Origin of the sequence: Streptomyces sp. NPDC002935 (assembly GCF_040611295.1) — a bacterium.
Classification (GTDB): Bacteria; Actinomycetota; Actinomycetes; order Streptomycetales; family Streptomycetaceae; genus Streptomyces.
Window position 1 is genome coordinate 23,827 of sequence record NZ_JBEXNW010000029.1, and the last position, 26,065, is coordinate 49,891.

The 26,065-nt window shown below is 70.4% G+C and carries 22 protein-coding genes and 1 pseudogene; 12 read left to right on the forward strand and 11 right to left on the reverse strand.

The window, feature by feature from the left end; all coding sequences use genetic code 11:
- Positions 1-107 precede the first annotated feature (107 nt).
- From ABZX90_RS31450 to ABZX90_RS31475, 6 genes and pseudogenes are all read right to left on the reverse strand, one after another.
- A pseudogene (locus tag ABZX90_RS31450) lies at positions 108-263 on the reverse strand (NADPH:quinone reductase); the annotation flags it as partial.
- Between the two features lie 209 nt (positions 264-472).
- Positions 473-940, reverse strand: a complete 468-nt coding sequence (locus ABZX90_RS31455; RefSeq protein WP_355210485.1) for a DUF5990 family protein — start codon at positions 938-940, stop codon at positions 473-475.
- A gap of 191 nt (positions 941-1,131) precedes the next feature.
- Positions 1,132-2,772 carry a phosphoglucomutase (alpha-D-glucose-1,6-bisphosphate-dependent) gene (gene pgm, locus ABZX90_RS31460; protein WP_351131079.1) on the reverse strand — a complete coding sequence of 547 codons (1,641 nt, stop codon included), beginning with the start codon at positions 2,770-2,772 and terminating at the stop codon, positions 1,132-1,134.
- A 177-nt stretch (positions 2,773-2,949) separates the two neighbouring features.
- A complete protein-coding gene (locus tag ABZX90_RS31465; protein WP_355210489.1) occupies positions 2,950-3,954 on the reverse strand; it encodes an MASE1 domain-containing protein in 1,005 nt (334 codons plus the stop codon).
- A gap of 46 nt (positions 3,955-4,000) precedes the next feature.
- The gene (locus tag ABZX90_RS31470) at positions 4,001-4,843 is read right to left on the reverse strand and encodes a PP2C family protein-serine/threonine phosphatase (RefSeq protein ID WP_355210492.1); all 843 of its coding nucleotides are present in this window, start codon (positions 4,841-4,843) and stop codon (positions 4,001-4,003) included.
- A gap of 194 nt (positions 4,844-5,037) precedes the next feature.
- Positions 5,038-5,616 (reverse strand): TetR/AcrR family transcriptional regulator, encoded by a 579-nt coding sequence (locus ABZX90_RS31475; protein WP_355210495.1) that lies wholly within the window; start codon positions 5,614-5,616, stop codon positions 5,038-5,040.
- A gap of 124 nt (positions 5,617-5,740) precedes the next feature.
- Between ABZX90_RS31475 and ABZX90_RS31480 the strand changes: the two genes are divergently transcribed.
- The 9 genes from ABZX90_RS31480 (at position 5,741) to ABZX90_RS31520 (ending at position 14,122) form a co-directional block, all read left to right on the forward strand.
- Positions 5,741-6,769 carry an NAD-dependent epimerase/dehydratase family protein gene (locus ABZX90_RS31480; RefSeq protein ID WP_355210498.1) on the forward strand — a complete coding sequence of 343 codons (1,029 nt, stop codon included), beginning with the start codon at positions 5,741-5,743 and terminating at the stop codon, positions 6,767-6,769.
- Between the two features lie 206 nt (positions 6,770-6,975).
- Positions 6,976-7,911, forward strand: coding sequence for an ATP-binding cassette domain-containing protein (locus ABZX90_RS31485; protein WP_351131087.1), 936 nt, complete (start codon positions 6,976-6,978; stop codon positions 7,909-7,911).
- A complete protein-coding gene (locus ABZX90_RS31490; RefSeq protein ID WP_351131088.1) occupies positions 7,908-8,756 on the forward strand; it encodes an ABC transporter permease in 849 nt (282 codons plus the stop codon). The genes ABZX90_RS31485 and ABZX90_RS31490 overlap by 4 nt, the downstream gene beginning before the upstream one ends.
- Positions 8,757-9,004: 248 nt before the next feature.
- Entirely contained in the window at positions 9,005-10,369 is a 1,365-nt protein-coding gene (locus ABZX90_RS31495; RefSeq protein WP_351131089.1) for a histidine kinase, read from the forward strand.
- Positions 10,366-11,043, forward strand: coding sequence for a response regulator transcription factor (locus tag ABZX90_RS31500; protein ID WP_351131090.1), 678 nt, complete (start codon positions 10,366-10,368; stop codon positions 11,041-11,043). Before ABZX90_RS31495 ends, ABZX90_RS31500 begins: the two co-directional genes overlap by 4 nt.
- Before the next feature lie 87 nt (positions 11,044-11,130).
- Positions 11,131-11,571: an OsmC family protein gene (locus ABZX90_RS31505; RefSeq protein ID WP_351131091.1), complete on the forward strand. Its 441-nt coding sequence runs from the start codon at positions 11,131-11,133 to the stop codon at positions 11,569-11,571.
- 154 nt (positions 11,572-11,725) lie between these two features.
- Positions 11,726-12,190 (forward strand): ATP-binding protein, encoded by a 465-nt coding sequence (locus tag ABZX90_RS31510; RefSeq protein ID WP_355210504.1) that lies wholly within the window; start codon positions 11,726-11,728, stop codon positions 12,188-12,190.
- A gap of 259 nt (positions 12,191-12,449) precedes the next feature.
- Entirely contained in the window at positions 12,450-13,352 is a 903-nt protein-coding gene (locus ABZX90_RS31515) for a hypothetical protein (RefSeq protein ID WP_355210507.1), read from the forward strand.
- Positions 13,353-13,858: 506 nt separating this feature from the next.
- Positions 13,859-14,122: a hypothetical protein gene (locus ABZX90_RS31520; RefSeq protein ID WP_355210510.1), complete on the forward strand. Its 264-nt coding sequence runs from the start codon at positions 13,859-13,861 to the stop codon at positions 14,120-14,122.
- A gap of 117 nt (positions 14,123-14,239) precedes the next feature.
- Here ABZX90_RS31520 and ABZX90_RS31525 read toward each other — a convergent pair whose 3' ends face one another.
- The 5 genes from ABZX90_RS31525 to ABZX90_RS31545 form a co-directional block, all read right to left on the reverse strand.
- Entirely contained in the window at positions 14,240-16,780 is a 2,541-nt protein-coding gene (locus ABZX90_RS31525) for a discoidin domain-containing protein (RefSeq protein ID WP_355210513.1), read from the reverse strand.
- Positions 16,781-17,184: 404 nt separating this feature from the next.
- A complete protein-coding gene (locus ABZX90_RS31530) occupies positions 17,185-18,867 on the reverse strand; it encodes a hypothetical protein (protein ID WP_355210516.1) in 1,683 nt (560 codons plus the stop codon).
- 251 nt (positions 18,868-19,118) lie between these two features.
- Positions 19,119-21,389 carry a M4 family metallopeptidase gene (locus tag ABZX90_RS31535; RefSeq protein ID WP_355210519.1) on the reverse strand — a complete coding sequence of 757 codons (2,271 nt, stop codon included), beginning with the start codon at positions 21,387-21,389 and terminating at the stop codon, positions 19,119-19,121.
- A gap of 570 nt (positions 21,390-21,959) precedes the next feature.
- Positions 21,960-23,387, reverse strand: a complete 1,428-nt coding sequence (locus tag ABZX90_RS31540) for an MFS transporter (protein WP_355210663.1) — start codon at positions 23,385-23,387, stop codon at positions 21,960-21,962.
- 426 nt (positions 23,388-23,813) lie between these two features.
- Positions 23,814-23,987 carry a CsbD family protein gene (locus ABZX90_RS31545; RefSeq protein WP_351131103.1) on the reverse strand — a complete coding sequence of 58 codons (174 nt, stop codon included), beginning with the start codon at positions 23,985-23,987 and terminating at the stop codon, positions 23,814-23,816.
- Between the two features lie 214 nt (positions 23,988-24,201).
- Between ABZX90_RS31545 and ABZX90_RS31550 the strand changes: the two genes are divergently transcribed.
- The 3 genes from ABZX90_RS31550 to ABZX90_RS31560 all read left to right on the forward strand — a co-directional run bounded on the left by ABZX90_RS31550 (position 24,202) and on the right by ABZX90_RS31560 (position 25,915).
- Positions 24,202-24,771, forward strand: a complete 570-nt coding sequence (locus tag ABZX90_RS31550; protein ID WP_355210666.1) for a DUF5709 domain-containing protein — start codon at positions 24,202-24,204, stop codon at positions 24,769-24,771.
- 593 nt (positions 24,772-25,364) lie between these two features.
- Entirely contained in the window at positions 25,365-25,544 is a 180-nt protein-coding gene (locus tag ABZX90_RS31555) for a CsbD family protein (protein ID WP_266764544.1), read from the forward strand.
- Between the two features lie 2 nt (positions 25,545-25,546).
- Entirely contained in the window at positions 25,547-25,915 is a 369-nt protein-coding gene (locus ABZX90_RS31560; RefSeq protein WP_351131106.1) for a low affinity iron permease family protein, read from the forward strand.
- Positions 25,916-26,065 lie beyond the last annotated feature (150 nt).

Sequence of the window (26,065 nt, forward strand, 5' to 3'; positions counted from 1 at the left end):
AGTGGACTAGACCATGCGTGAGTCAAGGAAATGAGAAATGCCCAGTTCAGAAGCGTTGGCCTGGGCCTTTCCTCACGAGCCTCCCCCGGCGTTCAAACGCGGGAGCTACGAATCTGCTGTTCGGCGAAGGAGACTCCGGTCGCCTCCATCCGGATCACGACCTCGCCGGGACCCGCGACGGGGACGGCTCCGTGCCGGATCTCCAGCCCTTCCGGCTCCACCTTGCCCGGCAGCACGACCTGGACGAGTCCTTCGGCGTTCATGACGACCTCCACTTTGCTTCGCGCTGAGTTACCTGCTCTTGCTTTAGTTAGAGGCTATTACTCGGCGCCAGTGAACGTCAAGGACTTTCGTTATAGGTTCTAACTCAGGCCTCGCCACCGCCCGCGGCGACGGGGAGGGCGGAACCCCGCTTAGTGGCCAGGACACCCTCGACCGCCTCGGGAGACCGCCTCGGGAGTGGCGCAGGGGCCTACGCGGCGGGTTCGGCGGTCCAGTCGATCTGTGGCGGCACGACCCGGGCGCACCGTGGGTTGCCGCACTCGTCGGTCAGGCCCAGGCGTCCGACGAGGAGTCCGTCGCGCGCGGCCGCGGCGAGCACGTCGGCGGGGACGGCGTCGAGCATGAGCTTGGCGCGGCGGAACATGCTGAAGACGCCCGCCTCGTCGACCGTGCCCCACGACAGATAGATGAACCGGTGGCCCAGGCGGTCCTGCACATAGGGACCCTTCACCTCCACACCCGTCGGCGACGGTGCCGCGGTGCATTCGAGGGTCCATGTCGCGGACGCGCCGTCGCCCGGCTGCGGATCGAGCAGCTCGGCCGGGCGGTCGCGGCGTTGGACGGCCACGTGGATGTTGTCGTACGCCGATGGGGTGCGGCCCTCGGGGGCCGGGCACGTGAGGCCGGGCAGGTCGACGGCGTCGATACGGATGCGCATACGGGCCATCATGCCGCCGAACTGCCCGGCAGCGAGATCCGCGAGCCTTGGGGGACGGTTCGCCCACCGTCAGCGGCGAGCGTCCGCCCTCCGTTCGGCCGCCGCGGGCGAGGGCAGGTGGAAATCCGCCCTCGCCCGGTCCCGGTCAGGAAGGGTCCTGTCGCCGAGACCACCGCGCCGGTGCCGTGGTGTCAGCCGGACAGCGCCGCCGAGACCACGGCCTTCGCCTCGTCCTGTACCTGGCGGAGGTGATCGGTTCCGAGGAACGACTCCGCGTAGATCTTGTAGACGTCCTCGGTACCCGACGGGCGGGCCGCGAACCAGGCGTTCTCGGTGGTCACCTTGATGCCGCCGATGGGCGCGCCGTTGCCCGGGGCCTCGGTGAGGACCGCGGTGACCGCTTCGCCGGCGAGGGTGTCCGTGGTGATCTGCGCGGGCGACAGCTTGGCCAGGAGGGCCTTCTCGTCGCGGGACGCCGGGGCGTCGATGCGCTCGTAGGCGGGCTCACCGAAGCGCGCGGTCAGCGCGGCGTAGTGCTCGGAGGGCGTCCTTCCCGTCACTCCCGTGATCTCGGAGGCGAGAAGGGCCAGGATGATGCCGTCCTTGTCGGTGGTCCAGACCGAGCCGTCGCGGCGCAGGAAGGAGGCGCCCGCCGACTCCTCGCCGCCGAACCCGATGGAGCCGTCGACCAGCCCGTCCACGAACCATTTGAATCCGACGGGCACCTCGACGAGCTGACGGCCCAGGTCGGCGGCGACCCGGTCGATCATGCCGGACGACACCAGGGTCTTGCCGATCCCGGTGTCGGCGGGCCACTGCTCGCGGTGGGAGTAGAGGTAGCCGATGGCGGCGGCGAGGTAGTGGTTGGGGTTCATGAGTCCGGCGTCCGGGGTGACGATCCCGTGGCGGTCGGCGTCGGCGTCGTTGCCCGTGGCGATGTCGAAGCGGTCGCGCTGCTCGATGAGCGAGGCCATGGCGTAGGGCGAGGAGCAGTCCATCCGGATCTTGCCGTCCCAGTCCAGCGTCATGAAGCGCCAGGTGGGGTCGGTGAGCGGGTTGACCACGGTCAGGTCGAGCGCGTGCGCTTCGGCGATGCGCCCCCAGTAGGCGACCGAGGCCCCGCCCAGGGGGTCGGCGCCGATGCGGACGCCGGCCGCGCGGATCGCGTCCAGATCCAGCACCTGCGGGAGGTCGGCCACATACGTGCCCAGGAAGTCGTAGCGGCCGGTGCCGGGGGCCGCGAGCGCCCTGGCGTAGGGGATGCGGCGTACGTCCTTGAGGCCGCCCATGATGAGTTCGTTGGCCCGGTCCTGGATCCAGGAGGTCGCCTCGGAGCCCGCCGGGCCGCCGTTCGGCGGGTTGTACTTGAAGCCGCCGTCGGCCGGCGGATTGTGGGAGGGGGTGACCACCACACCGTCCGCGAGGCCGGAGGACCGTCCGCGGTTGTGGGTGAGGATGGCGTGCGAGACCGCCGGAGTCGGCGTGTAACCGTCCGCGCTGTCGAGGAGCACCGACACGTCGTTGGCCGCGAACACCTCCAGGGCGGTGACCTTCGCGGGTTCCGACAGCGCATGACTGTCGGCGCCCAGGAAGAGCGGGCCGTCGATGCCCTGGCCGTCGCGGTACTCGCAGATGGCCTGGCTCGTCGCGGCGATGTGGTCCTCGTTGAACGCGGTCGCCAGTGACGAACCGCGGTGTCCGGACGTACCGAAGGAGACGCGCTGGCCGGGCTCGGCCGGGTCGGGGTGGAGCGCGTAGTACGCCGTGACCAACCGGGCTACGTCGACGAGGTCCTCGGGGCCCGCCGGACTGCCCGCTCGCTCGTGCTGCATGTGCCCGCACCTCCACATCGGTGGTTCATCGCTGGTGGTCTCATCTTTCCCCACGGGGCTCCGCGGCGGCACGGTGCCGCCACGACGTCCGAAGGCTGGGCAGCACAAGGCAACGCCGGACCGCACCCCTTCGGGCAGGACGGCCCGGCACAGTGAGGCGTTCTTCCGCCCCCGCTGTCAGCCCCGTTCGTCGGCTTCCGGAGGGGGCGGTCTTGGCGAGGGATTCCCGGCGGTCAGGTGTTCCAGTACCTGCACCAGTTCCTGGCAGGCCAGTTCCACGGAGCGTCTGGTGTTGCGCTGCTCGGTGATCACGGCGGACAGGAGGAGCGCCGTCAGGGCCATGGTTCCGTTGAAGGCCTGCAGCTTGATCATGACCTCGGTATGACTCAGCCGGTCGAAGGGACCGACCCCTTCGGTGGCCGCGACGGTGGCCATGACGGAGGCGAAGAGGGCGCACACCAGGCTGCCCGGGAGCTCGAATCGCAGCGCCGCCCAGATCAGCAGCGGATAGATGAGGAACAGCAGACTGATGGAGCTGCGCGTGGCGAGCGGCACCATGACGCAGGCCACGACCAGGAGTACGGCGGCCTCCTTCCACCGCGACAGGCGCACCGGCGCGCGTGCGGCGTACAGCATCAGGATGACCGGGGTGACGATCAGGACTCCCATGGCGTCGCCCACCCACCACGCCAGCCAGACCGGCCAGAAGCCGTCCGGTGCGAGTTTGTCCGTGGCGACGAGGAGGGCGACATCCACGGTCGCGCTGATCATCATGCTGGCCAGGGCGGCGAGGAACACCAGGGCCAGGCCATCGCGCAGCCGGCTGAGATCGCTCCGGAAGCGCACCCCGCGCAGCAGGAGGTAGGCGCAGATGGGGGCGACGGTGTTGCCGGCGACGATGCCGACCGCGGAGGCCTGGAACGAGGAGAACGAGGAGAGGGACAGAACGACCAGGAGGGCCCCGAGCGCGATCCCGAGCCATGAGCTGATCCCCAGGAGCAGCAGGGCGGCGACGGCCACGCCGGTGGGCGGCCAGATGGGTGTGAACACCGCTGACTCCACGGAGAGCCGCCGCAGGAGTCCCAGCCGCCCTGCCCCGAAGTAGCAGGCGGCGATCGCCAGCGTCTGGAGAGCGACGACGGCCGGTCGGCTCAGCTCGCGTGTACCCACCACAGGAGCCATCAGACACCGCCGCGGCCCTGTCTGCGAGGCGAGCGGGCATCCGGCCCTAGGGCGTGAGCGTGAGCGTGAGCGTGGGCGCGTCGTGGCCGACCACGAGTACCGCCGCGTCGTCCTCGTGTCCCACGCGCTCGGCTCCCCTGATCACCGCGGCGGCCAGCGACCCTGCCGACATGCCGGCGACGGCGGCGATCCCGGCCAGCCGTACGACCTGGTCGAGCCCCTCGTCGACGTTCATCGAAGGGCCCTCGACGACCCCGTCGGTCAGCAGGACGAAGACTCCGCCGGTGGTGAGCCGGTGCCGCGTCACCGGGTACTGCGTCCCCACCTCGATGCCGAGCGGCGGCCCCCCTTCGTCCTCGGCGATGCCGGACTTCCCGTCCGCCGTCGCCCAGACGCACGGTATGTGCCCGGCCCGCGCGCTCTCCAGCACGCCGGTGGCCGGGTCGAGCCGCATGAACGTGCAGGTCGCGAAGAGGTCGGTGCCCATGGACAGGATGAGGTCGTTCGTTTGGGCGAGGAGCTCTCCGGGGTCGCTCGTGACGGAGGCGAGCGCCCGCAGGCCGACCCGGACCTGCCCCATGAACGCGGCGGCCTCGATGTTGTGGCCCTGCACATCACCTATGGAGAGGCCGATGCGGTCGTCGGGCAACGTGAAGGCGTCGTACCAGTCCCCGCCCACGTTGAGGCCGTAGCAGGCCGGTGCGTACTGGACGGCCACATCGAACCCGGGGGCGGACGGCATGTCGCCCGGAAGCATGCCGCGTTGCAGCGCGATGGCCAGTTCGACCTGCGAGCGCTGGAACTCCGCGCGTTCACGCGCCTGGGCGGTCAGCGACCCGAGCCTGGCCAACAGCTCGTCGTCGTCGTCCGTCGGGGGCTTGCGGGACATCGACCACCCCGGGTGGAAAACCACAGAATGAAAGAAATGTTAAAAAAACATCTCTATCGGATGATAACGACCCAGGGGGCGGGACCCGACATCGGGGCTTCCCGGCCGACAGCGCGGGCGCGGGCGACGGGAAGGAGTGCCGGCCAGATCGAACCGGAGGCATTCGAACCGTTCGGCGACAGCGAAAGCGTCCGTCAGACCGTCGGCTCGGAATGCGGCCGGCGGAGGCCGTCGACGATCAGGTCGAGTATCCGTGCGGCGCGGGCGTCGCCTCCGCGCGCTGGGTCGATCCGCCACAGCACGCTGAGCTGCAGGAGGACATCCTCGGGATCGAGACCGTCCTTGAGCGTGCCGTCGGCGGCTGCGGCGTCGAGCAGTACGGCGATGGCACGGAGGAAGGGTTCGTAGTACTCCTCGTCCAGGCCGCCATGGGTCGCGGCATGGATGACCTCGGCGACGCCGTACTTGAGCTGCCCGTAGCGGGCGACCTCGTCGAACCATCGGCGCAGGGCCTCGAGCGGCGGGTGGGACGCCGCCAGCTCCGGCGCGAGATCGATGAGGTGCTGGATGTCGTGCCGGTACAGCTCGATGATGAGCGATTCCCGGTTCGGGAAATGGCGGTAGAGCGTACCGATGCCGACGCCCGCCTTCTTGGCGATGGCCGTGAGCGACGCACCGCTCGACTCGGCCAGCGCCTCGCGGGCCACGACGAGAATCCGCTCCCGGTTGTCGAGCGCGTCCCTGCGCGTCGGCTTCGCGTGCTGCGCGTTCACAGGCAGTGGCCGTCCATCCCCGTACGAATTGATAAACGGAGGCCCCTCCGGTAGCTTCGAATCGTATCGGAGGGCCCTCCGTTTCATTCTCCCACATCATCGTCCACACCGTGGAGGACACATCATGGCCGAACTGGTTCTGGTCACCGGAGGCAGCGGCTACATCGCGGGATGGTGCGTCGCCGAGCTCCTGAAGCGGGGCTACGACGTGCGCACCACCGTGCGTGGCCCGGAGAAGGCGAAGGGCGTCACCGAGGCGGTGTCCACCGCCGTCGACCCGGCGGGCCGGCTCTCCTTCGCCGTCGCCGACCTCACCGCCGACGAGGGCTGGGACGCCGCGCTGAAGGACGTCGATCACGTCCTGCACGTGGCGTCCCCGCTCGGGATCGCGGCCGGGAACGATCCGGACGCCCTGATCACCCCGGCCCGCGACGGAGCCCTGCGGGTCCTGCGCGCGGCGACCTCGGCCGGTGTGAAACGCGTGGTGATGACGTCGGCGGCGAACGCGGCGAGCCCCTCGTCGTACGCCACGGAAGGCGTGACCGACGAGACGCTGTGGACGGATCCCGACGACCCGACGCTGATCCCCTACCGCCGCTCGAAGACACTCGCCGAGCGCGCGGCCTGGGACTTCATGGAGGATTACGACGGTCCGACCGAACTGACCACCATTCTTCCGGGAGCCGTGTTCGGCCCGGTCCTCACGACGGAGAACATCGGGTCCGTCGGCATCGTCGGGCGGATGATCTCCGGGGAGATGAGCGGGATTCCGAGGATCGGGCTGGAGGTGGTGGACGTACGCGATCTGGTCGACGTGCACATCCGGGCCATGACGTCCCCGCAGGCCGGGGGTCAACGCTTCCTCGCCACCGGGGAGTTCCTCTGGATGACGGACATGGCGCGCATCCTGCGGGAGGAACTCGGCCCCGAGGGGCACCGCGTGTCCACCCGGCAGGTCCCCGACTTCGTCGTACGCCTGCTGGCCCGGTTCAAGGACCCTTCGCTGCGTGAGATCACCCCGGCTCTCGGCCGGCGCAACCGTCACAGCACCGAGAAGGCCCGCCGGGTCCTCGGCTGGCAGCCGCGTCCCGCCCGCCGGACGATGGTGGACTGCGCCGAGAGCCTGATCGCGCGCGGTGCCGTGCGCGCCTGATCGGGTGCCGGCCGCCCGCCGCGCGCGTGACCGCCGCCGGACCCGTGTCCCGCCCCGTCACCCGAACGCCGGACACGAGTGATACCGGGGTACTACGGGCCTCGCCGCACAGAGCTCTCCAGTACCACGGATCCGGGGCCGTCGGCTCCTAGCGTGGACGGTGAGCAGCCAGGTGGGGGGCCTGCCCCCGAAGGTAAGGAACATCGATGATCGAGGCACAACAGCTGACGAAGCGGTACGGGGAGAAGACGGCGGTGGACCGGCTGGACTTCGTCGTGAAGCCCGGCACCGTCACCGGCTTCCTGGGCCCGAACGGCGCGGGCAAGTCCACCACCATGCGCATGATCGTCGGACTGGACGCGCCGTCCGGCGGCAGCGTCAAGGTCAACGGCAAGCACTACGCCGAGCACGCCGCGCCGCTCCAGGAGGTCGGCGCGCTGCTGGAGGCCAAGTCGGTCCACCCGGGCCGGTCCGCCTTCGACCACCTCATGGCCCAGGCCCACACCCACGGCATTGCGCGCCGCCGGGTGGAGGAGGTCATCGAGCTGACCGGCCTCCAGTCGGTGGCCAAGAAGCGTGCGGGCGCCTTCTCCCTCGGAATGGGCCAGCGTCTGGGTATCGCCGCGGCCCTCCTGGGCGACCCGGCCACCATCATGCTCGACGAGCCGGTCAACGGACTGGACCCCGAGGGCGTGCTGTGGATCCGCAATCTGCTGACCGGACTCGCTGCGGACGGCCGTACGGTCTTCGTCTCCTCGCACCTCATGAGCGAGATGGCGCTGGTCGCCGACCACCTGATCGTCGTCGGACGAGGGCGCCTGCTGGCGGACACCACCGTCCGGGAACTGGTCCAGCGGGCGGGCGGTGACACGGTCACCGTGGCGTCCGACCAGTCGGCCCGCCTGCGCGAGGTGCTGGCCGGACCGGGTGTCGAGATCACCGGCGCGGCCGGATCCGAGGAGCTTCACGTGACGGGCCTGTCCACGAGAGCGATCGGCCTCAAGGCCGCCGAGCACGGCATCCCGCTGTACGAACTCAGTTCCCGGACCGTCTCCCTCGAAGAGGCGTTCATGGATCTGACCCGCGACGCCGTCGAGTACCACGCGAGCGCCACCGTCGAGACACCTGGGAGGGCGGCATGAGCACGGTCACCGTCACCGACAGCCCCACGTCCGCACCGGCGGGGACGGAACGTCCCGCGTACAAGGTCACCGGGCGCCGCGTGCTGCGCTCCGAGTGGGCGAAGATGTGGTCCCTCCGCTCCACCTGGATCACCCTCGGCCTGGGTCTGTTGTTCCTCGTCGCCTTCGGCGTGATCGCGGCCGCGCACTACAAGTCCGAGCTCGACTCCGGCCGTCCCCTGCGCCCGGACGACGTGTCGGCCACCGCGCTCAGCCTCTCCGTGTTCGGCACGAACTTCGCGCAGCTCGCACTCGGGGTCCTGGGCGTGCTGGTCACCGCCGGTGAGTACTCCACCGGCATGATCCGCTCCACGCTGGCCGCCGTCCCGCGCCGGCTGCCGGTGCTGTGGTCCAAGGCCGCGGTGTTCGGCCTGGTCGCCCTCGTCGTCTCCACCGTCGGTGTCTTCGTCGCGTTCACGATCGACAGCGGCATCGTCTCCGGCACGCCCGCGGCCCTCACCATGTCCCACTCGGGCGTGGTCCGGAGCCTGCTGGGTGCGGGCCTCTACCTCGGCCTGGTCGGCGTGATCGGCACCGCTCTGGGCGCCCTGCTCCGCTCGGTCGCCGGTGGCATCTCGGTGCTGGTGGCCTCGCTGATGCTGGTGCCCGGCCTGATCTCGCTGCTGCCCAGCTCGTGGCAGGACAACATCAGCCCGTACCTGCCGAGCAGCGCGGGCCAGTCGATGTTCGCGCTGACCCACGACGCGACGGCCCTGTCGCCCACCGCCGGGCTGGTGGTCTTCCTGGGCTGGACCGTGCTCGCGCTGGCGGGCGCCGCCTACCGTCTCGTCCGCTCGGACGCCTGACGCACCGCGCACCGCGCACCGCGCACCGCGCACCGCGCACCGCGCACCGCGCACCGAAGCCTGACGCCCCACGACCGGCGCGGCACCCGACCGGATCACCCGGTTCGGTGCCGTGCCGTCCGGGCGCCGCGCACCCACGACGGACATGGGCCGTGACGCGCGTACGAGGGCGCGACCAGGCGCGTACGAGGACGTGGCCGGACACACAATGGACAGGTGACACCCATGAGCGCGGACCGGTGACTCCCATGAACATCGACGACACCGCCCGGCGGGAGGCGGCGGACGACCCGCCCTTCGCGGAGGCCGATCTGCCGTGGAACCACCCGGTGGCCCGTGCGCTGTCCCGCCTCGGCCGCAAACTCAAGCAGGGCGACCGGAACCGTCCATGGATCCTGGACGCGGCGGTGACGGCCGTCGTGGCGCTGCTGTTCTGCGTGCCGGAGCTGGTGCACGACGACGACGGCGGCGGCGGACGCCATGGATTCGACACCCAGTTCACCGAGCTGCCCTGGCCGGGAACGCTCGCGTTGCAGGCCGGACTGGTCCTGCCGCTGCTGTGGCGGCGCAGAAGGCCGTCGCTCGCGTTCGCCGTGATCACCGCGGTGTTCTTCGTCCAGCTTGCGCTGGGCGTCTGGCTGCGCGCCGACATCGCCGTGCTGATCGCCCTCTACAGCCTGGTCCTGCACGGAGAGCTGCGGCGGCTGCCCGCGGCCTGCGCGGTCACGGCCGCCGCGCTGGGGCTGGTCGCCGTGCGCCTGCCGTCCGACGTGCACGTCCTGGACGCGCTGTTCTTCCTGTTCAGCACCATAACCGCGGCCGTCGCGCTCGGACTGGCCGTACGGATCCGGCGCGGCCAGCTCGCGGTCCTGCGTGACCGGGCGACCCGGCTGGAGATCGAGCGCGACCAGCGCAGCAAGCTGGCCGCCGCCGCCGAACGCACCCGTGTCGCCCGCGAGATGCACGACATCGTCGGTCACAACCTCTCCGTCATCATCACCCTCGCCGACGGCGGCGCCTACGCGACCGACCTCGCGCCGGAACGCGGCAAGCAGGCACTGCTGCTCATCGGCGACACCGGGCGGCAGGCGCTCGGCGAACTACGCCGCATGCTCGGCGTCCTGCGCGAGCAGACCGGGACTCCCGCCGCGCCCGAACTGAGCCCTCAACCGGGCATCGGGGACATCGACGCCCTGTGCGAGCGGATCCGGTCCGCCGGCCCGCGGGTCGTCCACCGCAGCAGCGGCGAACTGGGCACCCTGGACCGCGGCGTCCAACTGGCCGCCTACCGCATCGTGCAGGAGGCCCTCACCAACGCTCTCAAGCACGGGGGCCCCGAGACACGCGTCGATCTCACGGTGAGCGTGGAGGACTCGCTCCTGCGCATCGACGTCCACGACACCGGCCGGGGTGCCGAACCCGTGCGCTCCCGGCCGCACGACGACGAAGGACACGGAATCCCCGGTATGAGAGAACGCGCGGCCCTCTACGACGGGACCGTCGTCGCGGGACCCGCCGCCGACGGCGGCTGGACGCTGCGGGCCACCCTCGACCTCACCCCCTGGGCCGGGACCGACCTCGCTCCGGCGGCCACCGCGGGCGGTGAGGCGTGACCACCGTGCTCATCGTCGACGACCAGCCTCTGCAACGCCTCGGCTTTCGCATGCTCCTGGAGAGCACACCCGACACCGACGTCGTCGGCGAGGCGTCCCACGGCGGCGACGCGGTCCGCAGGGCGGCCGAACTCCGCCCGGACGTGATCCTCATGGACGTACGAATGCCCGGTATGGACGGGATCGAGGCCACCCGTCGGGTCGTCGCGTCCGGTGGCCGCTCCCGCGTCCTCATCCTGACCACGTTCGACCTGGACGAATACGCCTATGCCGCACTGCGCGCGGGAGCCAGCGGTTTCCTCCTCAAGGACGCCCATCCCGAAGAGCTCCTCGCAGGTATCCGCGCGGTCGCCGCCGGGGACGCCGTGATCGCTCCGGCCCTGACCCGCCGCCTCCTGGACGCCTACGCCCAGCACCTCCCCCACGATCCGTCGAGCGGAAGACCACAGGACGACCCCCGCGTACGCGCCCTCACCGAGCGGGAGTTCGAGATCTTCGTCGCCATGGGCCAGGGCTGGAGCAACAGTGAGATCGCCGAGCGCATGGTCGTGGCGGAGTCCACCGTGAAGACCCACGTGGGCCGCGTCCTGGCGAAGGTGGGAGCCCGCGACCGCGTCCAGGCGGTCATCCTCGCCTACGACCTCGGCCTCGTCCGCCCGAACCCACCCGAGTGACGCACCCGGCGCGGCGTCTCCTCGTACCCCTTCGTGTGCCGGAGGGACACGAGGCGGGCGGTGCGGCGCGACACTAGGGTCGGCGGTATGACCGACAACAACCTGCGTCTCGTCACCGTCGAGCGGACCGGCACCGGACACTTCACCGCGACGAACGCGCGCGGCGGGACGATCTCCTTCGGTACCAGCTCCGATCCCGACGGGGCCGAGGCTTTCACCCCGGTCGAGTTGCTGCTCGCCGCCATCGGGGGCTGCACCGCGGCCGATGTCGATGTCGCGACCAGCCGCCACGCGGAGCCGGTGCGGTTCACGGTGACCGTGACCGGCAACAAGATCAGCGACGAGCTCGGAAACCGGATGACGGACCTCGCGGCCGCCTTCTCCGTGGCGTTCCCGGACGGCGAGTCCGGCGACCGCGCCCGTGCGATCCTCCCCCGGGCGGTCAAGACCTCCCACGACCGGCTCTGCACGGTCAGCCGCACGGTCGAGGCCGGTACGCCCGTCACCGTGACGGTCGCCGACGACTGACCGCGCCCTGCCCGGGCACTCGCACTCGCACCCGCACCCGCACCCGCACCCGCCTGGAAACTCCTGCGCGACCGGGTGGAGTGAAGCTGGAGATCCGGGGCAGACGCCGAACGTCGGAGAGGGTGGATGCGGGACGGATCGTATGGGCCAACCGGTGAACGAAGCGGGACAGCAGGAACAGCGGGGTGCACTGATCGAGGCCTCTGTCGCGTACGACGGTGACTCCGCGTGCATAGCTCAGGCGCGGGCGTTCACCCGTGACTTCCTGACGCGGGTGCAGGCGGTCGCCGGCCTGCCCGTCTCCGGACGGGTGATGGGCATGGTGCCCCTGGTCGTCAGCGAACTGGTGACGAACGCCGTCAAGTACTCGGGCGGCCCCTGCCTGTTGTCCCTGGAGGTGGACCAGGGCACGGTGAAGGCGACCGTCTGGGATTCCGACCCGACCCTTCCGGTGGCGCGTGCCGCCGACGCGGGCAGGGTCGGCCAGCACGGGCTGGAGATCGTCATGGCCGTCTGCCAGGCCTTCGAGGTGCACCGGGAACCCGTCGGCAAACGGATCACCGCCGTGGTGACGCTGGCCGACGCCCCGGACAGCAACGTGACCCAACCCCTCACCTGACGCCGGGCTCGTCCCCGGCGCGAAAGCGCCTAAACCACGCCGCCGCAAACACGGCAGCGCGTGCGCCGTCGCCGTCGGCAGCCGCACGGCGTTTCCGTGACACCATCAGGGACTCCTGAACAGCCGAAACGAAATCGTGTCGCGTCACAACGGCCGGCGTGCGGGACAATGGTGAGTTCGCAGATCTCCTTCGGTCAGGAAACGGGTGGTTAACACAGTGCGGCAGGCAGGTGTACTAGACGTCGGGTGTCACAGCGCGTTGCTCACCGTCGCGCGGCGGCGCGCCGGGGTCGACATGGAGCCGGTGCTGTCCCGCAAGGTACGACTCCAGTTGCACGAGACGCTCGACGCCACGGGACGACTGGACAAATCGGGCGTACGCAGTGTCCAGCTGGCCGTGGCCGAAACACTCGCCGAGGACCGGGAGTCCTTGCCGGAGGTGTACGCGTTCGCCACGTCGGTGATTCGCGACGCGCCCAACCGCGAGGAGGTCCTCGCCCAGGTGGCCCACGCCACCGGCACCCGGCTGCGGGTGATGTCCGGCGAGGAGGAGGCCCGCCTGGCCTATGTGGCCGCACGCCATTGGGCAGGCGAGCGGGCCGGTTCCCTGCTGGTGCTCGACATCGGCGGCGGGACCGTGGAGATCGCGTCCGGCACGGCCAGACAGCCCCGTACCGCTCTGTCCCTGCCGCTGGGCGCCCGGACGGTCACCCGCGACTGGAAGCTCGGCGAGGCCGTGTCCTCGAAACGGCGGCTGGCCGAGGTACGCGACCACCTGAGCGACCGCCTGTCCGAGGTGGCCGACCTGCCGCGGGCCGACCCGGACGGGCGGGTGCTCGCCTGTTCCAAGACCTTCACCCAGCTCGCCCGCTACACCACCGCCGGCCGCGGCCGCTCCCGTGCCCCGCAGCGGCTGACCCTCGACGAGGTACGAGCCGCGGTGGGCGTCCTGGCCAAGAACGGGTCCGCGGGCCGCGGCCGTCTGCCCGGCATCTCCCGGCACCGGGCCGGGCAGTCGCTGGCGGGGGCGCTGGTCGCGGAAGCCCTGATGGAGGCCTGCCGGGCCACGAGTGTGGAGATCTCCCCCTGGTCCACCAGGGAGGGCCTGCTCCTGGAACGCCTCGGGGCCCTGCGCACCACCAAGGTCTCCACCCCCCGCTGACCGGCGATCACTGACCGCCGACGGGGACGACGCGCGACGGCGAAGGGCGGCCGGCACCGACGGCACGAGCACGGCGGCGACGAACGGGGGCGCCCCGCCCTGTCGCCGCCGCGGCATGTTCCATCTGAGGCGCGGAATCCCGCGGCACCCGGAGCGTGATCACCGGGCCTGCGATCACCGGATTCCGTCAAACGCGGGAACACCACAGCGCGTTCGAGGGGCGCGGGACCGGTGAGAGCGATCCGTCCGGTGGCAGCGGCGTCGGCGCGACCCGTTCTGAGGGCGCGGGACGATCGGAGGCCGGGAACAAACACGTGCCACGTGACGCTGATTGGAGTACCCCGGCAGGTACTGGGGAGGCGGAATGACTCCTCGGGCGGTGGACAGACCGGCTGATCTGTTCGTGGAAAGGCGTGAGAGCGATGATGGCGTCCGGACAGAGGCGACTACAGGGGGCCGGGGCGGGCGAGTTGCCGCTGGTGACTTCCTGCGGCCGGAGGATCTCCGTGAAGGAGATGCGGCTGGCCACACCGGACCGGCCGATCGGCCGCGTCACCCTGGACGTGGGCCCCGACCAGGGCGACGAGCACGGGGTGTGGGCCTCGCTGACGCCCGCCGAGGCACGTGAACTGGCCCGTCGCCTCCTCGCCCATGCCGCCCTGGTGGAGCTGGCGGGGCCGCCCGACCGGGAAGCGCCCCGGGCTCACGACACGAGCGTAGACGCGACGGGGGCCGCGCTGGTCCGCCGGTCGGGACGTCGCCCCGTCTGAGAACACCACGGCGTCGGGGCCGCGGCCCCCGCGCGAATGGCCTGCGGGTGCCGGTGCTCCCCCGGAACAGGGTGGAGCACCGGCACCCGCGTGGCTGTCAGTGGGCGCCGTTCAAGGTCACGGGAACTGGGTGACCTTCGACGGGACGGTGTCCGTCCCTGTCGTGGGCGCGCCTGTGTTGTTGATGACGTGGGCGTACTGGCCCTTGCCGCCCAGGGAGATCACCAGGATGTCGTGCATCTTGATCCCTGTCTTCACCGGGACCTGGAAGCCGTGCGCCTGCACGATCGACGGGTCCGAGGTGAAGTTGCAGTAGCTGCCCAGACCCCATGCCTCGTGCACGGCCACGGAGTCGGCGACCTTGTAGGCCGCGTATCCGACGATGCCGTCGTGGGTGATGGCGGCGGAGTTGGGAACGTCGTACGCCTTCTCGTTCTGGAAGAAGATCGTGCGCCCGTTCTCGCCGTTCCACAGCACGTCGTACTTGTTGAAGTGCTCGACGAACAGGCCGGTCGCCAGGACGTCGTCGCCGTTGACCACGAGGCCGTAGTCGGCGCGATTGGTGTCCCAGCCGACCCCTTCGCCGTGGTCGGCCCGCCAGAGCCAGGTGTGGTCGATCACGACGTCGTCGCTGTTGACCACGACCGAGTTGGTGGCGAGGCCGGGACCCGCACCGCCGATCCGCACGAACACGTCCTGCATGGTGGTGGGGTTGGCGGAGTGGTCGGCCGAGGCGCCCGACGGACCGATCTGCAGCAGGGTGCCCGAGTTGGAGCGGCCTGCGTCGATGAGGAATCCGGCGAGCCTGACCCCGTCCACGTCCGCCACGTGCATCGCGTCGATGCCGTTGTCCGGCACGACGGTCGCGAGCCCGAGACCGAGGACGACGGTGTTGGCCCGGGTCACGTCGATGGTCTGGTCGAGGTGGTAGACGCCCGGGGTGAACAGCAGGTTGAGGCCCTGGGCGAGGGCCGCGTTGATGGTCGCCGCGGTCGCGCCGGGCTTGACGACGTAGAACTGGTCGAGCGGGATCGACGTACCGGCCGTGTTGGGCCACGAGACACCGCGGGCGTTGGTGCGCTTGGAGGGCACGAACACCTTGTACGCGCTGCCGTCCAGGTAGAGGAAGGGCTTCTCGCGGGAGACCGGGGTGGTGTCCAGCGTGGTGTACGGGCCGGAGTCGAAGTTCGTCGCCGGCGCGCCCTGCACACCGGTGAAGGTCATGTTCCACACACCGTTGGTCCAGCCGCCGACGGAGCTGTCACGGGTGTACCACTGCTGCTGGGAGTACGGGCCGACCGTGCCGTCGATCTTGGAGTCGGCGATGTAGCCGCCGGACGCCCAACCGTAGCCGTTCGGGGCGAGGTTGAGACCGCCCTGGACGTGGATACGGCGGAAGGGGGCCGCCTGTGCCACCGCCCAGCGGTCGGTGCCGTTGGAGGGAGTGATCGACAGGTTCTCCGCCGAACGCCAGAAGTTCTGGGTGGCGTTGCCGTTGAACCAGCCCGCGTCCACGGTGATGTCACCGTTGATGTGGACGTCGTCGGGGTTGAGGCCGAGGCCCGAGACCGAGGTGTAGAAGCCGAGTTGGGCGTTGATGCCGTTGTAGGTGCCGGGCTTCATGAGGAACTGGTAGCGGCCGGCGCCGAACTGGTTCGACTCCTGCTGGGCGAAGACCTGGTCGAACTTGGCCTGCAGGTTGGGCGTCGAGGGGTCCACGACGATGACGTTGGGCCCGAGGTCGCCGCCGCCCTCCACGGGCGGGGTGCCTCCCGAACCGGTGTGGACGGCGACCTCCCACAGCGAGTACCCGTACACGGTGCCCCGGGTCGTCCCGTTTATCCGGACGTAGCGCCCCTGGCCGGAGACGTCGTAGGAAGCCGTGCCCCCGGTGCCGTCGGTGACGGTCTTGAGGGTGGTCCAGCTCTGGCCGTCCGCGGAGGCCTGGATCTGGAAGGCCCTGCCGTACGCGGCCTCCCAGTTGAGGTCGATCCGGCACAGGTCGCGGGCCGCTCCGAGGTCGACCTGGACCCACTGCGGGTCGGAGGCCGCGCTCGACCAGCGCGTTCCGGTGTTGCCGTCGAAGGCCGCCGAGGCCGGGGTTCCCGCGTTCTCCGTGGAGGAGGCGGTGGCTGTCTTGCCCTGCGCGGCGTTGGCCGCGTCACAGGTCGCGGGCGGGGTCGTACCGCCGTCGCCGAACACCTGGAACTCCCACAGGGAGTAGCCGTACTGGGTGCCGCGGTGGACGCCGTACATCCGTACGTAGCGGCCCTGGCCCGAGACGTCGAGGGTGTCGGTGCCCCCGTCGCCGCCGGTCACAGTCTTGATGTCGGTCCAGTTGCTGCCGTCCGGGGACGTCTGGATGCGGTAGTCACTGCCGTACGCGACCTCCCAGTTGAGGACGACCTTGGTGATCGTGGCCGAGGCGCCGAGGTCGACCTGGAGCCACTGGGTGTCCAGGGCTGCCGAGGACCACCGGGTGGCGGCGTTGCCGTCGACGGCGTAGGCGGCGGGGGTGCCACCGTTCTCGTCCGACGAGGACGTGGCCGTCTTGCCCTGGGACAGCGGAAGATCGGCCGCGGCGGCCGGTCTCTGGAGGGGCAGGGTGATGAGCGCGGCCATTGCGGCGAGCGCGACACCCAGGGTTCTGAGTTTCATGCCGTGACTCCATGCGGGTGGGGTGACGAGCGAAGCGGACACACTGGGTTCGGAGCTGGGAAGCAGCTCTGACTTAAAAGGGATGGGCGCGAACTGGGCTTCCAGGCCTCTTAGTTCACGGTTTGATTTAAGTAATGAACCATCAGGGTGGCAAGTCCCGCGACGCGAGTTTCTTCAACTCGTATGCGCGGGGCCCCTGTCGGTGGGCGACTCCGAGGGGTTTGACCTGGAAGGGGGACGCCACCGGCGGTCGGGACACCGCACAGATCCGTCAAGGCTTGAAGGCACACGAGGGCACGGAACGCACCGGCCGACCGCCACCGAGCCCCGGACCGAGGGATCACATCGGGTCCGGCGGACCATTCTTGACGCTCAGTCAGCGATGGCTGATCAGCAACATTCCGTCAGCAGCAGTCCCGTTCGACGGGATCGGCGGGATCGGCGGCGGAGGCGAGACGGCAGTAGCAGGAGGCCTCGATCCGTACGTCCGCCGACGCGAGCGCGATCTTCAGCTGCTGGCCGACGATCTGCGCCTCCCCCACCTTGCCGAGCCGGACCAGGCACTCGTGGAAACCGTGCAGGGCCCAGACGTTGCCGGGGTGCTGCGCGGCCCGCGGCAGCGTGTCGTCGAGTCCGAGGTCGGCACGGTAGACGGCCTCCGCCTCCGGCACCCGCCCCTGTTCCAGGAGCAGTGCCCCGTAGGCGTGCCGGGTGGGCTGCATCCATCCCCACGGCTCGTCGTAGGGAAGACCGTCGTCCAGCGCGATCGACCGCTCCAGCGCGGCGAAGGCCTCGTCGTGGTTGCCCTTGCGGTACTCCAGCTCTCCGTCCAGCATCGCCGACGCGATCGTGAGGATGTCGGCGCAGGTGTTGTTGAACAGCATGCGGGTCTCCGGGACCCGGGACACCGCCGCGCGGAACCGTTCGCGCTCCGCCTCGGCCTCGGCGGTCCGGCCGGTGGCGGAGAGGGCGACACCGCGGGCGTAGTGGAGCATCGCGGTCGTCACGCAGTACAGCCGCGGGTCGGCGGGCAGCGGCAGTCGCAGGATGTCGGCCCAGCGGCCGAACCGGATCAGCACATGGACCCGCATCGCGAGGAAGCTCTCCAGCCAGTCCGCCATGGGCGGACTCTGCACCCGCAACAGCTCCTCGGGGATGGACGCTTCGAGGTGCGCGGCGGTCTCCAGAGCGGTCTTCGCCTGGCCGAGGAACATGGCCCCGTAGATCTTGAAGTGGAAATCGTGCGACCGGTACAGGGTGTAGAAGTTCATCGCGCCGGCCCGCGCGCGGACCTTCTCGTCGGCGACGATCGCGTCAGTGTTGTCCGCCACCACCCGCCGGTAGTCGCCGCACAGCACGTCCAGATGCGTGGGCATGTGCTGGAGATGGCCGGCGTCGGGCACCAGGCCGCGCAGCCGGTCCGCGACGGGCAGGGCGGTCTCGGGCGCGGGAGACATCTCCATCAGGTGGATGTACAGGTGCAGGACCCCGGGGTGCCGCTCCCCCGCCTCCGTCGCGAGCGCCCGCTCCAGGACGGCCCTGGCTTCCGGCGTCCGGGCACCCTCGGCCGGTTCACCGGAGCGTAGGTCCCACAGGCGCCATGGAGTGAGGTTCATCAGAGCGTCGGCGTACAGGGCGGCGACGTCGAGGTCGTCGGGGGCGAGGTCGTAGGCGGTGCGCATGCTGTCCGCGTAGGGCGCGTTCCACACCGAGCAGTCCTCGACCGGCTCCGCCCGCGGGTAGCGGGATCCGAGCGCACCGATCAGGGCCTGTTCGACCGGGGTCGCGGCGCCCGCCTTCTCGCCCGCGAGCCGTACCGCGGTGTGCGTGCGCTCGACCGTCCGGGCCAGATCCTCGCCGTCGAAGAACTCCCAGGGCTTGTTGTAGTTCGGTCCCAGGGCGTAGGCGATGCCCCAGTACGCCATGGCGCAGTCGGGATCGGCCGCCGCGGCGGCCTCGAAACAGGTGACGGCTTCTTCGTGGTGGAAGGCGTACGACCAGACCAGCCCGCGGTCGAACCACAGTTGGGCCTCGGCGGAGGAGGTCGTCACGGGGCGGCTGTGGGTGCCGAGGTCGTAGTAGTCCATCCCGCTCTCCCGCGAACTTCGGCCGCCCGGCGGCGCGAACGAGCCGGTCCGGCACCCCGAAGAGGTGGACGCGCCGCACCGCCACGTGCTGTCCCCTCCATCGTCGAGCATCCGGGGGACGCCTGTCGCCAGGACACCGGCACGGCGGAACGCGCGCGAACGCTCCGCGCGAACAGCGTGCCCGTCCGGACCGCAGCGGCGGCCCGGACGGGCACGGGTCAGACCTGGCTCACATCTGGCTCACATCTGGGTCAGGGCGTGATCCGCCATTGCTGGATGTAGCCCACGTCGATCGAGGCCAGGTCACGGACCCGCAGCTTCCAGGTGCCGTCGACCGGCTGTGCCGAGACGTCCACCGTGAACGTCTGGTCCACGTTGTCGGCCGAACCCCCGCTGCGGTTCAGCAGCGCGTACGCGGTTCCGTCGGGACCGACCAGATCGACCGTCAGATCACCCCGGTAGGTGTGGACGATGTTGACGTAGACCTCGGTGGTGGCCGAGGCGTTGCCGGTCCGGCCCGTGATGATGATGGGCGACTCGACCGCCGGGCCGACGTCGGGGATGTCGACGCGGGTGCTGTTGGCGTAGACGTACGCGACCCGCCAATGGAAGCTGACCGACACGGCCGCCCCGGTGCTGTCGGTCACCGTGACCGTGGTGTCGCTGACCCCGGTGGTGGTCGGGACCCCGGAGATCAGGCCGGTGTCGCTGATGGCCAGGCCGTCCGGCAGGCCGGTGGCCGCGTAGGTCAGGCTCGCGTCGGCGTTGGTGGTGTACGCGTTCACCTGGAGGGACACTTCCTGGCCGACCCCGGAGGTCTGGTCGGCGACCGGGGCGATGTTGACACCCAGGGCGATGCGGTCGCCCACGTTGATGCCCGCCCAGGCGTCGGCGACGGCGAGATAGGTGGGGCTGTAGGCCCCGAAGAGATCGGCCGCGGCCTGGAGGGTCGCCACCCTGGCACCGGCGTAGTTGGTCGTCGACGTCATGTACGTCGTCAGCGCGCGGTACCAGATCCGCGAGGCGTTCTCGATGCCGATGCCCGTCACGACCAGGCCGTCATGGGTCGGGCTGTCGTACGACACACCGTTGACGGTCTTCGGGCCGCTCCCCTCGGAGAGCAGGTAGAAGAAGTGGTTCGCCGGCCCCGAGGAGTAGTGGACGTCGATGCTGCCCAGGGAGGAGTCCCAGTAGTCGCGGGAGGAACCGTCCTTGGAGGGCTTGTCCATGTAGCGCAGCGGCGTGCCGTTGCCGCGGATGTCGATCTTCTCGCCGACCAGGTAGTCGGGGACGTCGGCCGCGAGATCGGAGTGGAACTCCACCGCCGCGGCGAAGATGTCCGACGTCGCTTCGTTGAGGCCGCCGGACTCTCCCGAGTACGTCAGGTTGGCGGTGGCGCTGGTGACGCCGTGGCTCATCTCGTGCGCCGCCACGTCCAGCGCCGTCAGCGGCTTGGCGTTGCTCGCGCCGTCGCCGTAGGTCATGCAGAAGCAGCTGTCGGACCAGAAGGCGTTGACGTAGCTGTTGCCGTAGTGGGCCCGGCTGTAGGCGGCCACGCCGTCGTTGCGGATGCCGTTGCGGCCGAAGACGTCCTTGTAGTAGTCCCAGGTCGCGGCCGCGCCGTAGGCGACATCGACGCCGGCGGTCTGCCGGTCGCTCTGGGTGCCGTCGCCCCAGACATCGTTGTCATCCGTAAAGAGGGTCCCGGTGCCGGAGGTTCCCTGGTTGAGGTCGTAGGTGCGGTGGCCCGCGCGGTCCCCGTCGACCAGTTGGTACGACGAGCCGGACGGCGTGGTGGAGAGCGGCACCGTGCCGCTGTACTGGCCCGTGCCCGAGCCGGTGTCCACACCCTCGTACCGGGAGGCGACCTTGCCGGAGGCCGCGTCGGTGACGACGTGCAGCTCGCTCGGTGTGCCGTCGGGCTGGAAGCCCTCGATCACCGACTCCCAGGCCAGGACCGGGCGGGTTCCCGCGGCCCAGACGACGAGCCGGGGCGCCCCGTCGACCGCGGATCGCTCGACGGCCGCCTTCCTGCCCACCGCGAGGGCCTTCGCCGCGGCGTCGGCGGCGGCGATCCTCGGCTTGGTGCTCGCCACCGCGATGGCGGCCCGACTGGCCTCGGACACGGTGCTCCGGCCGTCCTTCAGGTGCACGACCAGGTCGCCGCCGAGTACCGGGAGTCCCGCGTAGGTGCGCTCGTACCGCGTGTGGGTCGTACCGTCCACGTCCTGCGCGACGTCCTTGACGACGAGTTTCTCCCGCGCTCCGAGGCCGAGTCGCTTCGCGGTGGCACCCACCGCGGCTCCGGCGCTCTTGACGAGGGCGGTGCGCCTGGCGGGCGACAACGGGACCTGGGCCGCGCCGGCTCGGGGCTTGGCGACGGTCTTGGCCGGAACGGGGTCGGCGGGAGCGGCGGATGCGGTGCCCGGCTGGACGGCGAGGACCAGTAACGAGGTCGCGGTGGTGAGAGCGAGGGCAGCGGCGCGTCTGCGCCGACGGGCGGAACCGTGTTGCCGGTTCAAGGTGATCTCCTTCTGCGGGGGGTTGGCCCGGGGGGAGGCCCGGGCGACCGGAACGGCAGGGTGCGGCCGGTCCGGAAGGCTGGGCGGGAAGGAGCGCCGCACGAAGTGCCGCACGACGGCGCTCGCGGACTCGGCGGCGCGTGGATCGTGAGGGTGCGGGGGCACACTGACGGGGGCAATCAGGGGCGCGGGGGCTCTGGCGGGGCGGGGAATCAGGGGCGCGGGGCACTGACGGGGCGGGGGATCAGGAGCGCGGGAGGTGTGAACGAAGCGTGAACGTTCGACAGCAGAGTGACATCTCCCCGATGGTCTTGTCATGGAGCCGACAAAACATCGGCTTGAACTGGCCATTGTCCACGGCGAGTTCATCACCCGCGCGAGGTCGTTTCGGCCGCTGTGAGGTGGCTGTGAACGCGGCTGCCACCGCCGACTCGTACAGCCGGAGGTCCGGACGCACCCTGGCGGAGAAGTGGGCCCTCGGCGCTCGCCCCCGGGATGCCCGGCCGCCCTCTCGGGCTCGGCCTTTCGTGGGCTCGGCCGCTCAGCCTCGGCCCGTCCGATGCTCGGCCCTCAGAGCTGACTCGCGTGTGTGTGGCCGTGGGACAGTTCGGGTGGGCAGGGTGAAGGCTGGGGCTTGCGGTCGCGCAGCCAGTCGTGAACGGCGAGGCCGAGGGCGCCGAGGATGGGCAGAATCCCGGAGCCGACGGCGATCGCCACGGCGGAGCGGTAGTCGTGACGGCCGGTGCCGAGCACTACGTAGAACAGCCCCGGCAGTGCGGCCGTGCCGACGGCGCCGCCCAGCCGTTGGGCCGTCTGCAACGCGCCCCCGGCCGCTCCCGCCATCCGCACCGGCACGTCCCGCAGCGTCATCGTGACATTGGGCGAGATGACGCAGCCACCGCCCAGACCGCCGACGAACAGGGCGGGAGCCGCGAACCACACCGCGCTGTCCACGGGAGCGAGAAGCAGGATCAGCACGGCTCCACCCAGGCCGAGGACCACGGCGGCGAGGCCGCAGACGGTCAGGAGCCGGCCGAGCCGCTCCACCAGCCGCCCGGCCACCACGGCGGCAGCGGCCGAACCGATGGCGAAGGGGGTCACCGCGAGCCCCGAACGCAGCGGGGAGTAGCCCTGACCGTTCTGGTAGTAGAGGGCGAACACCAACCACACACCGCTGAACCCCACGAAGTACAGGGCGGCGATCACCGCTCCGGCCGCGTACCCTCGCGTGCTCGTCACCAGGCGAGGATGCAGAAGCGGCTGGCCGCCGCCCGCCGCCAGGCGCCGCTCCCACCGCGCGAACGCCGCGAGGAGGGCCAGGCCCACGAGGAAGAGCCACCACAACCTCAATACACCACCGGACTCCGCGAGGATCAGCGGAAGCATCATCGCGAGAACGCCGCAGCCGAGGAGCAGAACGCCCCGCAGGTCGAGTCGCTCCCGACGGCCCGGAGCGACCTTGGGCAGCAGGCGCAGGCCCAGCAGGAAGGCGACGGCTCCGACCGGCACGTTCACATAGAAGATCCAGCGCCAGCCCTGGGGCCCGTCGGCGAGCCTCAGGATCAGTCCGCCGACGACGGGGCCCACCGCGCTGGAGATGCCGACGGTGGCGCCGAAGAGCCCGAAGGCCCGCCCGCGCTCGGCTCCCCGGAACATCTGCTGGATGAGGGCGGAGTTCTGAGGTGCGAGGCAGCCGGCGGCCACACCCTGCGCCAGCCGGGCCACGATGAGGAGCGTGATGGTCGGGGCGGCGCCCGCCGCGGCGCTGCACAGGACGAAGGCGGCGAGCGCGAGCAGGAAGATCCGCCGTCGGCCGATCGCGTCGCCCAGGCGTCCCGCCGTCACGAGAACCAGCGCGAAGGTGAGGGCGTAGCCGGAGACGACCCATTGGATCGACGGGGCGGAGGCGTGCAGTTCCCGCTGCATGGACGGCAGGGCCACCGCGACGATGGTGACGTCGAGCAGACTCATGAACCCGGCCGCCAGGGAGACCCACAGGGCGCGCCACCGCCGCGGATCGGCTCCCTCGGCCGCCCCTGGCGTACTGTCCCCGCGTCCCTCTGCCTGCGTGTCCGCTCCCACGCCGGGGGCTCCTCTCCGCCGCTCCCCCACCATCTTCGGCCCGTGCCGGCATCCGGCAACACGACATCGTGTCCGGCTCGCTCCGGGGGCAGCGGGGCCGGGCCTCACCATGTGGTTCGGCCCGGGCAGCGGGCTTCGGGGCCGACCTTGCGGCGCGGAGCCGTGCGCACAGACTCTGTGCGCACGGGCGGTTCACACAGCGCCGTTCACACAGAGTGGTTGAGCGGTTCACACAGAGCGGTTCACACAGAGCGGATCGCACAGAGCCGTGGGGCCCGTTCACAGGAACGGGCCCCACGTGGCTCGGCCGGACAGCAGCGCGGGCTGCCCCGCACTGAACTGTCAGTGCTTGAAGACGTCCTTCGTCTTCTCCTTGGCCTGCCGCGCGTCGCCCTTCGCCTTCTCGGCCCGGCCCTCGGCCATCATCCGCTCGTTGCCCACGGCGCGCCCGGCCGCTTCCTTCGTCTTGCCCTTGGCCTGTTCCATCTTGGCCTTGGCCTTCTGGTCTCCAGCCACGACTGCTCACTTCCTCATCACGATCGACTTCGGGTGCCGAGGGGTCGAGTGACCCCTCACGCCGGTGCCAAACGTGAACATTCCGCTCGGCACCCGACCGCTCGGTGACTCTCCGTGGTCCCGCGCGGCTCCGGCGTGCCGGAATGGATGGGCTGGGCGAGCCTGGATACATGGGCCCATGACAGTTCGATCCGTCCGGAGGGTCGCGCACATCTTGGGCAGCCAGAGCGAGGACGACGTCATGGGTGATCAGGTCTACCAGTCGGAAGGCCCCGATGTCCGCGAGGACGAAGGCATCCTCGACCCGGAGGACACCCTGGAGGACCGGGGCTCGGATCCCTTCGACGAAGGGTGGTCGCCGCCCGAGCGCCCGCTCGCCGTGGACCATCGGGGTACCACGCCGCGTGAGCAGCGCGAAGGGGAGAGCCTGGACGAGAAGCTGGCCGAGGAGCGGACGGATCCGGCGCTGGAGGAACCCGATACCGACGACGTCGAGGGCGAGGTCGACCTGGAGGGCAAGGACGACGAGCCCCTGGACGACGAGGTGGCGGCGGATCGCCCGGATCGGCCCGGAGCCCTCGACGAGGGCGCCCACCAGGACGCCGAGCACGACATGCTCGCCGAGGAACTCGGCATCGACGGTGCCACCTCCTCGTCCGGGGAGGAGGCCGCCGTCCACCTGCTTCCGGACGAGGTGCCCGAGCGGCTGCCGGACGAGGACGTCCGCCGCCCCCCGGAGGACGTGGTCCGCCGGCTGCGCTCCGAGACGGACACCGGTCCCTAGCGGTCGGTGCGCGGAACCCGGGGTGCGCGGAACCCGGGGTGCGCGGAACCCGGGGTGCGCAGAGTCCTTGAACTCGCACGGATCGTTTCTCGCACGCGTACGGATCGACTCTTCGCGTCCGCACGGACCGAGCCTCCGAACTCACACGGATGCGGGCTGACGGACGGTCAGTCCTCGCCCCTGACGATGTTCCACTCGGGGCCGGACCGGTCCTGGCGTGCCGCTCGGTCGGCCGTCGCCGGAACACAGGTCCGCGGACCGCTCTTCCGCGGACGGCGTGCCTTCGCCCAACCCGTTTCGGTTCGCGTGGTGGTCCTGATGCTGATGTCCGCGGTCACGGCACTTCATCTTCCTTCTGTCCGCTGCCCCGGTGCCTGGTGTGTGCGATCCCGGTCGGGACCGGGTTCCCTGCGACTCCGGGCTGTCCACATTGGGTCCCCCTCGGTGGCGCGGAGAAACCCGGCCGTACGCCATGAGGTGCCGGTCGCGGACGAACACGCCGGTTTGCGGTGCCGTCCACGAGGCCACACGGTGAGAAAGAGGGCGGTAGCCGGCCATGTCGCGGCACGGGGCGCCCTGAGAGGACGGCAACGATGAAGTTCAAGGGCAACGCGAAGGCGAAACAGATCAAGGGCAAGGTGAAGGAGTCCGTCGGAAAGGCGCTGGGCGACAGTTCGGTGCAGAGAGCGGGGCGACGTGAACAACTGCGCGGCAAGGCACAGGAGATGACAGAGTCGGCCACGGCCCGCGTGCGCCAGTGGACCAAGCACTGACCATGACTCTTCAGCATCCCGCCGACCGCGGTGGTGACGAACGCGGCGGCTTCGAGCGGTTCGCCGAATCGGCGTCGAGGTTCACCAGCTCACCGGCCTTCTTCGCGTTCTGCGTGGGGCTGGTCTCACTCACCGTCGCGGTGCACATCGCAGGTCTCGCCGGCGAGTGGCTCCTTCTCGCCGGTGACGCGATGACCGCGGTGACGCTGCTGCTCCTGGCTCTGTTGAAGAACTCCGAACTTCGCTCCGAGCGTGCCATCCAGCGCAAGCTGGACGCCATCGCCGCGGCGCTGCTGGAAGCGCGGGAAGGCGCACCCGGCAGGGCACACGAGGATCTGAGGAAGGTGATCCGCATGGAGGACGAGACCTAGATCCGAGGGCCCAGCGGCTCTCGCCGCACTGCAGCTCATCCATACCGCATGGGTCAAGTACCCTTATATAATGGTATTGCACTTTTGAATGCGAGTGCGGTGTGACGCTCCTCCCGGCGGGAGAGAAGCGCGTCTCACGCGGAGAAATGA